Source organism: Ruegeria sp. CE6, from assembly GCF_056537485.1.
In genome coordinates this window covers 78,625-92,456 of sequence record NZ_JBQFRR010000003.1, presented here as the reverse complement: position 1 = coordinate 92,456, position 13,832 = coordinate 78,625, and the positions used below count along the sequence as shown (strand labels likewise).

Genomic DNA, 13,832 nt, shown 5'->3' with positions numbered 1-13,832 from the left:
CGCCTCTTATCGCCCTATAACAGAGGCGAAATTCGACAAACGGCAAGGCAAATGTCCGACACCAACGACAAGACCACCCATTTCGGGTTCGAAACCGTGCGCGAGGCTGAAAAAGCCGGCCGCGTGCAGGGCGTGTTCAATTCGGTCGCCTCGAAATACGACGTGATGAACGACGTGATGTCGATGGGCATCCACCGGGTCTGGAAAGACGCGATGATGGACTGGCTTGCCCCGCGCGCCGGTCAGCGGCTTCTGGATGTGGCGGGCGGCACCGGCGATATCTCGTTCCGCTTTCTGAAGCGCGCAGGCCACGGCCATGCTACCGTGCTGGACCTGACCGAGCCGATGCTGGTCGAAGGCCGCCAGCGCGCCGAGGCCGACCAGATGTCCGACAGCCTGAGTTGGGTGGTGGGCGATGCGATGGCGCTGCCCTTTGAGGATAACACCTTCGACGTCTACACCATCTCCTTCGGCATCCGGAACGTCACCCGCCCGCAAGAGGCGCTTAACGAGGCCTATCGCGTTCTGAAGCCCGGTGGTCGTCTGATGGTGCTTGAGTTCAGCCAGTTACCCAATGACGGGCTGCAGAAGCTTTACGACCTCTACAGTTTCAATGTCATCCCGCGTATGGGCAAGCTGATCGCCAACGACTACGACAGCTATCAGTACCTTGTGGAATCGATCCGCAAGTTCCCAGATCAGGAGACATTCCTGAACATGGTCCGCACCGCCGGGTTCGAAAACGCCAAATACCGCAACCTGAGCATGGGCATTGCCGCACTGCATTCTGGCTGGAAGATCTAGATGCGCGGCCCCCACAACATCATTCGCCTGGTCCGGACGGGCGCCACGCTGGAACGCACCGGTGCCATGAATGTGGTGCTGGACGCGTTTGAAGCGCCGCGCGCCGTACGTATTCTGGCGCATACGCTGGGCAAACCGTTCCAATGGCTGGGCTACAAGGGCGACCCCGAGATGCCGCCCGCCACCCGTGCCCTGACCGCATTGGGTCCGGCTTACATCAAATTCGGGCAGGTGCTTTCGACCCGCCCCGACGTAGTGGGAAATGAACTGGCCGAGCAACTGCGTGTTCTGCAAGACAAGCTGCCGCCCTTTTCCAAAGCTGAAGCAATGGCAGAGGTCGAGAAAGAATTAGGCCAACCGACGTCAGAGATATTCAGTGAGTTCAGTGAACCCATCGCCGCTGCCTCGATTGCTCAGGTTCACAAGGCCAAGCTGACCAGCACAGGCGAAGACGTTGCTGTCAAAGTCCTGAGACCGGGTATCGAGCGCGCCTTCCGCAAGGATGTAGACGCGTTCTATTTCGCCGCGCGTATGGTGCAACTTTGCGCCCCCGGAGCGCGCCGACTACGCCCGATGGAAGTGATCGAGCATTTCGACGGCGTAGTACGCGGCGAGTTGGACCTGCGTCTGGAAAGTGCCGCCGCCTCGGAATACGCTGCCAATACCAAGGATGATGCCGGATTCTGGCTGCCTCCGGTGGTCTGGTCGCTATCCGCACGCCGCGTCATGACGCTCAGCTGGGCTGATGGCATTCCCTTGGGAGATAACAACGCGCTGGACGCTGCCGGACATAATCGCCGCGATCTGGCTGAGCGCGTGCTCCGCCTGTTCCTATTGCACGCGCTACGCGACGGCTATTTTCACGCCGACATGCACCAAGGCAACCTCAAGGTCGCTGCGAACGGGGACATTATCGCCTATGACTACGGCATCATGGGTCATATCGATGAATATACTCGCCGGGTATATGCCGAGATTCTCTTTGGTTTCATCCGCCGCGACTATAAACGCGTGGCTGAAGTCCATTTCGAAGCAGGCTATGTGCCTGCCAATCAGGACGTCGACGAATTCGCCCGCGCCTTGCGCGCGGTAGGTGAGCCAATCTTCGGCATGGACGCCACCCATATCTCGATGGGTCGGCTGCTAAGCTACCTGTTCGAAGTCACTGAACGCTTTGGCATGGAAACCCGCACCGAGCTGATCCTGCTGCAACGCACCATGGTGGTGGTCGAAGGCGTCGCCCGCTCGCTTGATGATCACATGAACATCTGGGAAGTCGCCCGACCGGTGGTCGAGGATTACATCAAACAATCCATCGGCCCCCGCGCCGCCCTGCGCGATTTTGGTAAAACCGCCCTGGTGCTTGCCCGTTTCGGCCCCCGCTTGCCCGGTCTGGTGGAAAATGCCCTGATTGCCCAGACCCAAAAAGACGACCCAAAGACCCCTGGTTTCATCGCAAACCTTCTGCCAGCAGCGATCGGCGCGGCCGCAGGCATAGCCGCGACGCTTGTCATCTTCGCACTCAGCTAAACCAACCCGACCGCTTCATCTGGCCAAAAATACCTTCGGGGGGAATCGCGCCCCGGCGCGATGGGGGGCAGACAGCCCCCCCTTGCCCCGGTCCAACTCAGAGCCGCTCGATGGCGAGGGCAATCCCCTGACCTCCGCCGATGCACATGGTGATCAGACCTTTCGATCCGCCAATACGCTCCAACTCATACAATGCCTTAAGCGTGATAATCGCCCCTGTGGCGCCCACCGGATGGCCCAGCGCAATAGCCCCACCGTTCGGATTCACCTTTGCAGCGTCCAGACCCAATTCCTGATTGACGGCCAGAGCTTGCGCCGCAAACGCCTCGTTGCTTTCGATCACGTCGAAATCATCCGAAGACAGACCCGTCTTTGCGAACAGGTTCTGCACAGCTGGAACCGGGCCGATGCCCATCACCTCGGGTCGCACGCCGGCATGGGCATAGCCAATCACGCGCGCTTTAGGTTTCAAGCCCGCCTTTTCTGCAGCATCTGCTGTCGCCAAAACCATCGCCGCCGCGCCGTCATTGATGCCCGAGGCGTTGCCCGCCGTCACCCGCCCATCTTTCTGGAATACCGGGCGCAATCCGGCCAACGCCTCGGCAGTGGTGGCCTTGGGATGTTCATCGACCTTGAAGTCGACCATGTCGCGCTTGACCTTGACCTGCACCGGCGCGATCTGGCTGTCGAAATACCCGGCCTCAATCGCCGCAGCCGCACGGGTCTGGCTGGTCAGCGCAAACGCGTCCATCTGTTCGCGGCTGATTTGGTGTTCATCTGCCACATTCTCGGCGGTCACCCCCATATGCCCGGTGCCGAATGGGCAGTTCAGCGCACCTAGCATCATGTCGAGCGATTTGACATCGCCCATCTTCGCCCCCCAACGGGCCTGCGGTACGACATAAGGGCTGCGCGACATGCTTTCCGCACCGCCCGCCACGGCAAACTCGGCATCGCCTAGCATCAGCGCCTGCACCGCCGACACTACTGCCTGCGCCCCCGAACCGCACAGCCGGTTCACGTTCATCGCCGGAGTCCCGTTCGGAATACCCGCCTGCATTGCGGCGACACGCGATAGATACATGTCGCGCGGTTCGGTGTTGATCACATGACCAAAGACAACATGATCAATCTGCGCGCCTTCAACGCCCGAACGCTCCATTGCCGCCTCGGTCGCCACGGTCGCCAGATCGATCGGAGCGGTCGAGGCCAACGCACCGCCAAAGGTCCCGATGGCTGTGCGCGCACCGTCCAGTATTACTATGTCCGTCATGTTTTCTCCTCCAAGTCTCGCGCCCATTATGCACCTGCAGCATGATCTTCATATTAGACTCACTGTCACGCCGGAATTGACATTACGTTGCGCAACACCCATGGATTCCGTCATGACGGAAAACACAGACGATATTCTGACGCGCCTGCCCGCCCGATTGAAAGAGGCGCGCCGCGCCAAAGGCCTGTCGCTTGAGGCGGTCGCCAACCTCAGCGGCGTCTCGCGTTCCATGGTCAGCCAGATCGAGCGTGGCGAAAGCAGCCCCACAATTTCGACTCTGTGGAACCTGACACGCGCTCTGCAGGTGGATTTCGCCGGACTTTTGGAAGACGCCAAAACGACCGACCAGATCGAAGTGCTGCGTCAAGCAGAAGTGCCCAGTATCGACAATATGGGCGAGAAATGCCGGATTCGCATCCTCTCTCCCCCCGAAGAGGCCGGAGGACACGAGGTCTATGATATTCAGTTTCAGGCCAATGGGAGCCTGAACAGCCAACCTCATGCGCGCGGCGCACGGGAGCAACTGACTGTGCTGGAAGGCGCCGTCCGTGTCACTTCGGGAACGGCATCCAGCGATCTGAAACAAGGGGATACCGCCCGGTATGCCGCCGATATTACGCATTCGATAAGCGCTGAAAACCCGGCCCGCGTTTTCCTGATCGTAAAAAACGCCTGAACGGGCAAGATTCCGCCTTCACGGATATTTTTCCCAAATACTGTAATTCTCCTATTTGGGAATTTCATCCGCTATGTTAGACGTGCGACTCAGATTAACGGAGGTCGCCATGGCTGATGCATTCCTGTCCCATATTTCGGATACACTCGCGCAGATTGAGGCAGAGGGTCTGTACAAGCGCGAACGAATGATCACCTCGCCTCAGGGCGGTGAGATTACAGTGGGGGACAAGCAGGTGATCAACCTGTGCGCCAACAACTATCTGGGTTTGGCCGATCACCCTGCGCTGATCAACGCCGCCAAAGGCGCAATGGAGCCCAAGGGGTTCGGCATGGCCTCGGTCCGGTTCATCTGCGGTACGCAGGACATCCATCGTGAACTTGAGCAGAAGCTGGCAAAGTTCCTGAACAAGGACGATTCAATTCTGTTCGCTGCCTGCTTCGACGCCAATGGCGGGTTGTTTGAGCCTTTGTTAGGGCCCGAAGACGCCATCATCTCTGACAGTCTAAATCATGCCTCGATCATCGACGGGGTACGGCTGTGCAAGGCAAAACGCTATCGCTACATGAACAACGACATGAATGACCTCGAAGCGTGGCTGAAACAAGCGCGCGAGGACGGGGCGCGGCATATCATGATCGCAACCGATGGCGTGTTCTCAATGGATGGCTATCTGGCCAATCTGCCGAAGATTCGCGAGCTGGCCGACAAATACGACGCCATCGTGATGGTCGATGACTGCCACGCCACCGGCTTTATGGGGCCAAACGGAGCGGGCACGCCGGACCACTTCGGCGTCGACGTGGATATTCTGACGGGAACTTTGGGCAAGGCACTTGGGGGGGCAATCGGCGGTTATATCGCCGGGCCGCAGCCAGTGATCGACCTGCTGCGGCAGCGGGCGCGGCCCTATCTGTTCTCAAACTCGCTGCCGCCGTCCATCGTTGCCGCAGGGCTTGAGGCAATCCGTCTGGTTGAAGAAGGTGACATGCTGCGCGCCCAATTGTTCGGCAATGCCAAGCACTGGCGCGCCGGGTTAGAGAATCTCGGCTTCGACCTACTTCCGGGCGAACACCCGATCATCCCGGTCATGCTGGGTGAAGCGACCCTGGCGCAGGATATGGCATCGCGATTGTTTGACGAAGGCGTCTATGTTTCGGGCTTTTTCTTCCCTGTCGTGCCGCGTGGTCAGGCCCGAATCAGAACGCAGATGAATGCGGCTCTAACACGCGACGAATTAGACCGGGCGCTCGCGGCATTTGGCAGGGTCGGCAAAGAATTGGGGATAATCTGATGCGGCCCAACACGATGAAAGCCCTTGAGAAATCCAAGCCCGAGGAAGGCCTGTGGATGGTGCAGGCCCCGGTACCCGAGATCGGCCCAGACGAGGTTCTGATCCGCATCAACAAGACCGGGATTTGCGGCACGGATATTCATATCTGGAACTGGGATGAATGGGCTGCGGCCACCGTGCCGATCCCGATGATCACCGGCCACGAGTTCGCGGGTGAAATTGTTGAATTGGGTCGCAACGTGACAGGGATGACGGTCGGCCAGCGCTGTTCAGGCGAGGGGCATCTGATCACCCCTGACAGCCGCCAGAGCCGTGCGGGCAAGTTCCACCTTGATCCCGGCACGCGCGGTATCGGTGTGAATGAACAGGGAGCCTTTGCGCAATACCTTAAACTGCCTGCCTTTAACGTTGTGCCCCTGCCTGACGACGTACCGGATGAGATCGGGGCGATCCTCGACCCGCTGGGCAATGCCGTGCACACTGCACTCAGCTTCGATCTGCTGGGCGAGGACGTATTGATTACTGGCGCAGGCCCCATCGGCATCATGGCCGCCGCCGTTGCCCGTCATGCCGGTGCCCGGCATGTAGTGATCACCGATATCAACCCCGACCGCCTGAAACTGGCCGAACACGTGGTACCAACGGTACGCACCGTTGATGTGTCCAAAGAGGATCTGCAGGATGTCATCGCGGAACTGGGCATGACTCAGGGCTTTGATGTCGGGCTTGAAATGTCGGGCTCGCAAGCCGCGCTGGACCAGATGGTCGAAGCGCTGGTTATGGGCGGCAAGATCGCACTGTTGGGGATTCCGCCCGGAAAATCTCCGGTGGACTGGTCGCGCATCGTGTTCAAAGCTATCACCATCAAGGGTGTCTATGGGCGCGAGATGTTCGAAACCTGGTACAAGATGATCGCCATGTTGCAGAACGGGCTGGATGTCAGCCGCGTAATCACCCACCAGTTCGCGGTCGATGACTTTGCCCAGGGATTCAAGGCCATGAAATCCGGTCAATCAGGCAAGGTGGTTCTGGACTGGACCTAACGCTCTGGAACCGTGCGGGTTTTGTCCCTAAACAGGGATAAACCCGCGCGTCTGGAGGAGCACATGGGCGACAAAGACAGGTATACAGAACGGGGAATCGAAGAGTCTCTGGTCACCGATTTCACAGAAACTCACCGCAAAAGCTATGGGGATTTTCTGCAACTTAAGACTCTGCTGAACCTGCAAAAGACCTTTCAGGACCCGGCCCAACCTGATGAGATGTTGTTCATCATCATTCATCAGGTCAGCGAACTGTGGCTGAAACTGATGCACCATCAACTTGTCGAAGTCCGCCGGTTCTTGCAGCAGGACGATTTCGGTCCCGCGATGAAGAACCTCGACCGGATCAAGGCGATCCAACGGCAGTTGATCGCCGCGTGGGAGACGCTACTGACTATGACCCCCGCGGACTACATGACGTTTCGGGACGCATTAGGCAGTTCGTCAGGCTTTCAAAGCTATGGCTATCGCCAAATCGAGTTTATTCTGGGCAACAAAGATCCCGCGACCCTGAAAGTGCATGCGCATGACCCAGAAGTGATGGAGATGCTGAACGCGGCTCTTACCAAACCCTCGCTCTATGACGAAGTGCTGCGGTTGCTGGCCCGGCAAGGGTTTGACGTGCCGCAGGAGCTGATCGAGCGGGATTACGCAAAGCCCTATTCCGGCGATCCGCGTATCGTCAAAATCTGGGTCGAAGTGTTCCGCAACACGGAACAATACTGGGATCTTTACGCGCTGGCCGAAAAACTGATGGATGTGGAATCTCTGTTCCAGAGGTGGCGATTCGATCATGCAACCGCGGTTGAGCGCGTGATCGGAATGCAGCCCGGAACGGGTGGATCTAGCGGCGTGGCCTTCCTGCGCAAAGCGCTGGAGTTGCGGTTTTTCCACGACCTCTACGACGTGCGAACCGAACTGATGTATACTGGGGAATAGGCCATGCTGTATCGCGGATTCACCCAAGAAGAGCTTGAGCAGGAGTATTCCCCTAGCTCAATGATTGGCGGTGATCTGACGCCATATCTAGCCAGCTATTCTGCCCTCAGCGCACAGGCACGGTCTGAAATTAGGATGCAGGAAAACCGTTCCTATGGCGACAGCCCGACGCAAGTTCTGGATTTCTTCCCCGCACCTGGCGCCAACGCGCCTTTGCATGTCTTTATTCATGGTGGCTATTGGCAGGCGCTTAGCCAGCGTGAGTCGGCCCCTATGGCACCGGTATTGCACGAGAACGGGCAAGCCTTTGCCACGCTGAATTATACGCTCGCACCCGATGCCAGATTGGGGCAGATGGTCGACGAATGCCGTACCGCCTTGTTGTGGCTTGCGTCACAGGCCGAAACACTGGGTTTTGATCCATCAAACATCACGCTATCGGGTCACAGTGCAGGTGCCCATCTGGTTGCGATGGTGATGGCGACATCTTCGAAGGCATTTGCGCAGGCTGGCCTGCGGGTGCGCAATGTGATCCTGATTAGCGGGATCTATGACCTTGTTCCGATCTGCCTGACCTCGGTGAATGATCCGTTGCAACTGACCAAAGTCGAGATTCACGATTTCTCACCCTGCCTCAACCTGCCCGCGCCGGGACCCCGTTACAGGGTGACAGTCGCCGAGCGGGATACGCCCGAGTTTATCCGCCAAAGCCGTGACTATGCTGAACTACTGCGCAAGGCCGGACATTCGGTCAGTTTCGATCTGCAGAAGGGCAAGCATCATTTTGACATCATCATGCCTTCGGGCACGTTTCTGTCGTCGCGCACGGACTAACCTAAATGAAAACAGCGGCCTAGTGGGGCCGCTGTTTCAAGTTTTTTCTAGATCCGGATCAGTCCAGCGTACGCGTGACCTCTTCGCGCTCGAAGATTTCGATCACGTCGCCAGCGCGGATATCGTCGTAGTTCTCGAACGCCATACCGCATTCCTGACCCGACTGTACCTCGGCCACTTCATCCTTGAAGCGCTTGAGGGTCTTCAGCGTGCCTTCGTGGATCACCACGTTGTCGCGCAGCAGGCGTACGCCAGCCGAGCGGCGGGCAACACCTTCGGTGACCAGACAGCCAGCAACTTTGCCGACGCCGGTAACCTTGAAGACCTCTTTGATCTCGGCGTAACCGATGAACTTCTCGCGAATCTCGGCGCTCAGCAGGCCAGATGCTGCCGCTTTCACGTCATCCACCAGATCGTAGATCACCGAATAGTAGCGAATCTCGACGCCTTTCTGGTTGGCGGTGTTCCGCGCCGATGCGTTCGCACGCACGTTGAAGCCAAAGATCGGTGCACCGGAGGCTTCGGCCAGGCCGACATCCGTCTCGGTGATCGCACCAACACCCGAGTGAAGAACGCGTACGCGCACTTCGTCGTTGCCGATCTTCTCCATCGCCTGAACGATGGCTTCGGCAGAGCCCTGCACATCCGCTTTCATCAGAATAGGCAGCTCGGTGACGTTTTCGTCTTCCTTCGCCTTCTGCATCAGCTGTTCAAGGGTGGTCGCGGCACCAGCAGCAGCGCGTTTGTCCTTGGCGGCTTGCTCACGATAAGCAGCGATCTCACGGGCCTGCGCTTCGGTCTCGGTCACGTTCAGAACGTCACCTGCTTCGGGCGTACCGTTGAGACCCAGAACCTCGACCGGAACTGAGGGGCCAGCTTCTTTGACGCGGTCGCCCTTGTCGTTGATCAGCGCACGGACCTTACCGTACTGCTCACCCACAACGAAGATATCGCCCTGACGCAGCGTGCCGTTCTGAACCAGAACGGTGGCGACGGGACCACGGCCCACATCCAGCTGCGCCTCGATCACGGCACCTTGGGCGGCGCGATCTGGGTTGGCTTTTAGTTCCAGAATCTCGGCCTGCAGTGCAATAGCTTCCAGCAATTCGTCCAGACCCTGACCAGTCATGGCCGAGACCTCAACGTCCTGAACCTCACCCGACATCTTCTCGACGATCACTTCGTGCTGCAGCAAGTCAGTGCGGACTTTGTCGGGGTTCGCGTCGGGCTTGTCGATCTTGTTGATCGCCACGATCATCGGCACTTCGGCCGCTTTGGCGTGGTTGATCGCCTCGATCGTCTGCGGCATCACAGCGTCATCGGCGGCAACAACCAGAACCACGATATCCGTGACCTGAGCACCGCGAGAGCGCATCGAGGTAAAGGCCGCGTGGCCGGGAGTGTCCAGGAAAGTCAGCGTAGTTCCGCCATCGGTTTTCACCTGATAGGCGCCGATATGCTGGGTGATGCCACCAGCTTCGCCGGCAACAACACGCGCGTCGCGGATCGCATCCAGCAACGAGGTTTTGCCGTGGTCAACGTGACCCATGATGGTGATGACCGGCGGACGCGGCTGCAGATCGTCATCGCTGTCTTCGACCTCTTTGATGACGTCTTCAACGTCCGAATCGGACACACGCGTGACCTTGTGGCCAAATTCTTCGATGATCAGTTCAGCCGTGTCAGCGTCGATGGTCTGGTTCTGCGTGACCATCATGCCCATCTGCATCAGCGATTTGACAACGTCAGCCACGCGCTCGGCCATACGGTTGGCCAGTTCCGAGACCATGATCGCCTCGGGCAGCTGAACGTCGCGGATCACCTTTTCCCGCTCGACCGTGCCGCCCATGGCCTTCTGGCGCGCACGCTCCTGCTTGCGCTTCATCGCGGCCATCGAGCGTTGGCGATTGCCTTCACCGCCGGTCGCCTGACCCAGTGTCAGCTTGCCCGAGCGGCGGTTGTCGTCACGGCCCTTGCCACGGCCACGCTGCTCACGCTCGCGATCCTGCTTGCGCGGTGCCGCAGCAGGTGCAGGCTTGCTGGATGGGCTGCGTGCGGCCTTGGGCTCGGCGGGTGCCGGGGCTGCGGCAGCACGCTGGGCTGCTTCCTCGGCCTCTTTACGCTTGCGTTCTTCCTCTTCGGCCTTGGCACGGGCACGCTCTTCAGCTTCACGCTGCTCGCGTTCCTTGGCCTCTTGTTCGGCCCGGCGGCGTGCGCGTTCTTCTTCGCGCGCCTTTTCCTGCGCCTCACGGGCAGCGGCCTCTTCAGCCTCACGTGCCTTGGCGGCTTGCAACGCCTTCATACGACGCGCCATTTCCGCATCGGAAATACCCGCTGGGCGACGCGAAGGATCACCCGAAGGTGTCGCACCACCACTTGGTTTGGTCGCGCCCGGCTTGGGAACGACCACGCGTTTGCGTTTGGTCTCCACCACGACATTCTTGGTGCGTCCGTGGCTGAAACTCTGTTTCACATTTCCGGGGCGTGCCCCGCCACGAAGACCCAATGTCTTTTTGCCGTCACTATCGCTCATAAAGCTTCTTACCCTTCCGAGCGGCCCTTGCCGCCGTCATCCTTTTCGCGCAAGCCACGCAGGCGCTGCGCTTCCTCTACAACACGTTTGGCGAGTCCGCCAGAGGCCAAGGCCGCATGAATCACGGTTTGGCGCCCAAATGCCGCCCCAAGCTCGTCTGCGGTCAGCCAGCCGATGTATTTCCCGAAGTGCGGCGTGCTGAGTTTCGACTTGCCGCGCCCCGATCCGTCTGAGGCCTGAATCAGCACCTGGGCCTCTTCCCGGTCCAGCCACGACTTGACCTTTTCATACCCGGCGACCGCATCTCCGGATTTGCGCGCCAGACTGATCAGTTCGATCACACGACGCGCCACCTGTTTCTCGACCTCATCGGTCAGGTCCTTGGCGGCACTCACCTGTGCCTTAAACCCGCGCGAGAACAGTTTCTTGTTCACCGCCTTGTCCAGCGCCGCACGATCCGCCGCAACATAAACCCCACGCCCCGGCAGTTTTGCCGCGACATCGGGAAAGACCTGACCGTCGGGCCCCGTTACAAAGCGGATCAAGCCATATTTGGGCTGAACCTCGCCCGTGGCGATGCACTTGCGTTCAGGGCCTTCCGACCGATCCTTATGGACGCCACCGCGACCCATGTCAGCCACCCGAGGCCTGAGATCAGGCCTCGACCTCCTCATCGGTTGCTTCGCCGTCTTCTTCGGCCTGCTCCAGCTCGGCCGGATCAACCCAGCCCAGCATGATGCGCGCGGTCATGACCAGATCCTGCGCTTCTTCCAGCGTCACGCCGAAGGGCTCCAGTACACCATCATCCTTGATGCGTTCGCCATCGACCGTGGTCCAGCCACCGGCCAGTTCCCAGTCGGCGCAGGTTGCGAAGTCTTCCAGAGTCTTCACATCATCCTTGGCCAGCGCCTCTACCATCTGGGGTGTCAGGCCCTCGAATTCAATAAGACTGTCCTCGGCACCCAGCGCACGGGCTGCATCCAGCGCCGCCTTGGCCTGAGCTTCCAGGAATTCGCGTGCACGTGTCTGAAGTTCTTGCGCGGTTCCTTCATCCACACCGTCGATGACCAGCAGTTCGTCGATTTCAACGTATGCCACTTCTTCGAGGTTGGTGAAGCCTTCAGAAACCAGCAGCTGAGCGAAGAATTCGTCCAGATCCAGCGTTTCCATGAACAACTGGGTACGGGCCTCGAATTCTTTCTGACGGCGCGCCGATTCTTCGGCTTCGGTCATGATGTCGATGTCCAGATTGGTCAGCTGGCTGGCCAGACGCACGTTCTGACCACGACGGCCAATGGCGAGGCTCAGTTGCTCCTCGGGAACCACAACTTCGATCTTGCCGGCTTCTTCGTCCAGAACCACCTTTGAAACTTCGGCGGGCTGCAGAGCGTTGACAAGGAAAGTCGGCTGATCTTCGTTCCACGGAATGATGTCGATCTTTTCGCCCTGCAGCTCGTTCACAACGGCCTGCACGCGGCTGCCGCGCATACCAACACAAGCGCCGACGGGGTCAATCGAGCCGTCATAAGAAATCACGGCAATCTTGGCGCGCGAGCCGGGATCACGAGCAACGGCCTTGACCTCGATGATGCCGTCATAGATTTCCGGTACTTCCATCTTGAACAGCTCGGCCATGAATTCCGGCGCAGTGCGCGACAGGAATATCTGGTGGCCACGAACCTCGCGGCGGACTTCCTTGATGTAGGCACGCACACGGTCGTTCGGGCGATAACTTTCGCGACCGATCTTGTCATTGCGGCGCAGAACAGCCTCGGCACCGCCCAGATCGACGATCACATTGCCAAACTCTTCACGCTTGACCGCACCGTTGATGATGGTGCCGGCACGATCCTTGAATTCTTCGTACTGACGATCACGCTCGGCTTCGCGAACCTTTTGCAAGATGACCTGCTTGGCGGACTGAGCAGCGATACGGCCCATTTCCACGGGCGGGACTTCTTCAACGAAGACGTCACCAACCTCGGGCGCCTCCATGTACTGCTTGGCCTGCTCGACGGTCATCTCGGCCTGATAATTCTCAAGCTCTTCATCCTCGACCACCGTGCGGACACGGGTAAAGGTCGCCTTGCCAGTCTTGCGGTCGATGGACACGCGGATGTCCATTTCCGCGCCGTAACGGCTTTTGGCGGCACGTGCGAGCGATTCCTCCATCGCTTCGACAACCAGACCGGGGTCGATCATCTTTTCGCGGGCCACGGCCTCGGCGGTCTGCAGCAGCTCCAGCTGGTTGGCTGAGGTGATTGCCATCAGTTCGTCTCCTCTTTGGACCCTTCGGTCTCAATCTCGTCGAAAGCGTTTTCGTTCAGGGCACCAGCGTCTTTGCGCTGGCGCAGCATTTCCTTGATCAGGTCATCGGTCAGAACCAGCTTGGCGTCGCTCAGCCAGTCAAATTGCAGACCGATGGTAATGGTCTCGTCTCCCTCGGGGATGTTGATCAGAACCTCATCCCCTTCGATCCCGGCCAATTCGCCCTTGAAGCGGCGGCGACCGTCGATCAGTTCTGCGGTTTCGATTTTGGCCTCATACCCTTCGAACGTCTCAAAATCTTTGAGACGGGTCAGAGGGCGGTCAATTCCAGGGCTGGAAACTTCAAGCGTGTAGGCGTCCAAAATGGGGTCTTCGACGTCCAGCGTGGCGCTGACCGCATTGGAAATCTCGGCGCAGTCATCCACTTCGATGCCGCCATTGGGCTTGTCTGCCATGATCTGCATCGTGGTGGTCTTGCCGCTCATCAGCCGAATGCGGACAAGCTCATACCCCAGATCCTCGATCACAGGGGTGATGATCTCGGCCAGTCGCCGGTCGATGGCAGCTTTGGCTATCAGGTCGTTTGTCATTCAGGTTCTCTACCCTGCTATCGGGCACAAAAAAACGGGCGCGCGGCC

The 13,832-nt window shown here is 59.0% G+C and carries 12 protein-coding genes; 7 read left to right on the top strand and 5 right to left on the bottom strand.

Features of this window, described 5'->3' with window-relative positions; all coding sequences use genetic code 11:
- The first annotated feature begins 51 nt into the window (after window positions 1–51).
- Both ubiE and ubiB read left to right on the top strand, forming a co-directional pair.
- Window positions 52–804: a bifunctional demethylmenaquinone methyltransferase/2-methoxy-6-polyprenyl-1,4-benzoquinol methylase UbiE gene (gene ubiE / locus ACR0DK_RS14375; protein WP_223117462.1), complete on the top strand. Its 753-nt coding sequence runs from the start codon at window positions 52–54 to the stop codon at window positions 802–804.
- Window positions 805–2,334, top strand: a complete 1,530-nt coding sequence (ubiB, locus tag ACR0DK_RS14370) for a 2-polyprenylphenol 6-hydroxylase (protein WP_170408659.1) — start codon at window positions 805–807, stop codon at window positions 2,332–2,334.
- Between the two features lie 97 nt (window positions 2,335–2,431).
- Here the strand turns inward: ubiB and ACR0DK_RS14365 are convergent, their stop codons facing one another.
- Window positions 2,432–3,607: an acetyl-CoA C-acyltransferase family protein gene (locus tag ACR0DK_RS14365; protein ID WP_170647239.1), complete on the bottom strand. Its 1,176-nt coding sequence runs from the start codon at window positions 3,605–3,607 to the stop codon at window positions 2,432–2,434.
- A gap of 112 nt (window positions 3,608–3,719) precedes the next feature.
- Between ACR0DK_RS14365 and ACR0DK_RS14360 the strand changes: the two genes are divergently transcribed.
- The 5 genes from ACR0DK_RS14360 (at window position 3,720) to ACR0DK_RS14340 (ending at window position 8,393) form a co-directional block, all read left to right on the top strand.
- Window positions 3,720–4,283: a helix-turn-helix domain-containing protein gene (locus ACR0DK_RS14360; RefSeq protein ID WP_170395365.1), complete on the top strand. Its 564-nt coding sequence runs from the start codon at window positions 3,720–3,722 to the stop codon at window positions 4,281–4,283.
- A 109-nt stretch (window positions 4,284–4,392) separates the two neighbouring features.
- Window positions 4,393–5,577, top strand: coding sequence for a glycine C-acetyltransferase (locus tag ACR0DK_RS14355; protein WP_480736739.1), 1,185 nt, complete (start codon window positions 4,393–4,395; stop codon window positions 5,575–5,577).
- Window positions 5,578–5,591: 14 nt separating this feature from the next.
- Entirely contained in the window at window positions 5,592–6,620 is a 1,029-nt protein-coding gene (gene tdh, locus ACR0DK_RS14350) for an L-threonine 3-dehydrogenase (protein WP_170818669.1), read from the top strand.
- Between the two features lie 63 nt (window positions 6,621–6,683).
- Window positions 6,684–7,559, top strand: a complete 876-nt coding sequence (locus ACR0DK_RS14345; protein ID WP_223117461.1) for a tryptophan 2,3-dioxygenase — start codon at window positions 6,684–6,686, stop codon at window positions 7,557–7,559.
- A gap of 3 nt (window positions 7,560–7,562) precedes the next feature.
- Window positions 7,563–8,393 carry an alpha/beta hydrolase gene (locus ACR0DK_RS14340; protein ID WP_223117460.1) on the top strand — a complete coding sequence of 277 codons (831 nt, stop codon included), beginning with the start codon at window positions 7,563–7,565 and terminating at the stop codon, window positions 8,391–8,393.
- A 58-nt stretch (window positions 8,394–8,451) separates the two neighbouring features.
- Here the strand turns inward: ACR0DK_RS14340 and infB are convergent, their stop codons facing one another.
- The 4 genes from infB to rimP are packed head-to-tail and all read right to left on the bottom strand — an operon-like array spanning window position 8,452 to window position 13,784.
- Window positions 8,452–10,926: a translation initiation factor IF-2 gene (infB, locus tag ACR0DK_RS14335; RefSeq protein WP_170395359.1), complete on the bottom strand. Its 2,475-nt coding sequence runs from the start codon at window positions 10,924–10,926 to the stop codon at window positions 8,452–8,454.
- An 8-nt stretch (window positions 10,927–10,934) separates the two neighbouring features.
- Window positions 10,935–11,558, bottom strand: a complete 624-nt coding sequence (locus ACR0DK_RS14330) for an RNA-binding protein (RefSeq protein ID WP_170395356.1) — start codon at window positions 11,556–11,558, stop codon at window positions 10,935–10,937.
- 22 nt (window positions 11,559–11,580) lie between these two features.
- Window positions 11,581–13,194 carry a transcription termination factor NusA gene (gene nusA, locus ACR0DK_RS14325; RefSeq protein ID WP_170423355.1) on the bottom strand — a complete coding sequence of 538 codons (1,614 nt, stop codon included), beginning with the start codon at window positions 13,192–13,194 and terminating at the stop codon, window positions 11,581–11,583.
- Entirely contained in the window at window positions 13,194–13,784 is a 591-nt protein-coding gene (gene rimP / locus ACR0DK_RS14320; RefSeq protein ID WP_480736733.1) for a ribosome maturation factor RimP, read from the bottom strand. Before rimP ends, nusA begins: the two co-directional genes overlap by 1 nt.
- Window positions 13,785–13,832: the final 48 nt, after the last annotated feature.

Excerpts from the sequence above, each read along its gene's own strand:
- ubiE (WP_223117462.1), top strand. The coding sequence starts at position 52 with ATGTCCGACACCAACGACAAGACCACCCATTTCGGGTTCGAAACCGTG.
- ubiB (WP_170408659.1), top strand. The coding sequence starts at position 805 with ATGCGCGGCCCCCACAACATCATTCGCCTGGTCCGGACGGGCGCCACG.
- ACR0DK_RS14365 (WP_170647239.1), bottom strand. The coding sequence starts at position 3,607 with ATGACGGACATAGTAATACTGGACGGTGCGCGCACAGCCATCGGGACC.
- ACR0DK_RS14360 (WP_170395365.1), top strand. The coding sequence starts at position 3,720 with ATGACGGAAAACACAGACGATATTCTGACGCGCCTGCCCGCCCGATTG.
- ACR0DK_RS14355 (WP_480736739.1), top strand. The coding sequence starts at position 4,393 with ATGGCTGATGCATTCCTGTCCCATATTTCGGATACACTCGCGCAGATT.
- tdh (WP_170818669.1), top strand. The coding sequence starts at position 5,592 with ATGAAAGCCCTTGAGAAATCCAAGCCCGAGGAAGGCCTGTGGATGGTG.
- ACR0DK_RS14345 (WP_223117461.1), top strand. The coding sequence starts at position 6,684 with ATGGGCGACAAAGACAGGTATACAGAACGGGGAATCGAAGAGTCTCTG.
- ACR0DK_RS14340 (WP_223117460.1), top strand. The coding sequence starts at position 7,563 with ATGCTGTATCGCGGATTCACCCAAGAAGAGCTTGAGCAGGAGTATTCC.
- infB (WP_170395359.1), bottom strand. The coding sequence starts at position 10,926 with ATGAGCGATAGTGACGGCAAAAAGACATTGGGTCTTCGTGGCGGGGCA.
- ACR0DK_RS14330 (WP_170395356.1), bottom strand. The coding sequence starts at position 11,558 with ATGGGTCGCGGTGGCGTCCATAAGGATCGGTCGGAAGGCCCTGAACGC.
- nusA (WP_170423355.1), bottom strand. The coding sequence starts at position 13,194 with ATGGCAATCACCTCAGCCAACCAGCTGGAGCTGCTGCAGACCGCCGAG.
- rimP (WP_480736733.1), bottom strand. The coding sequence starts at position 13,784 with ATGACAAACGACCTGATAGCCAAAGCTGCCATCGACCGGCGACTGGCC.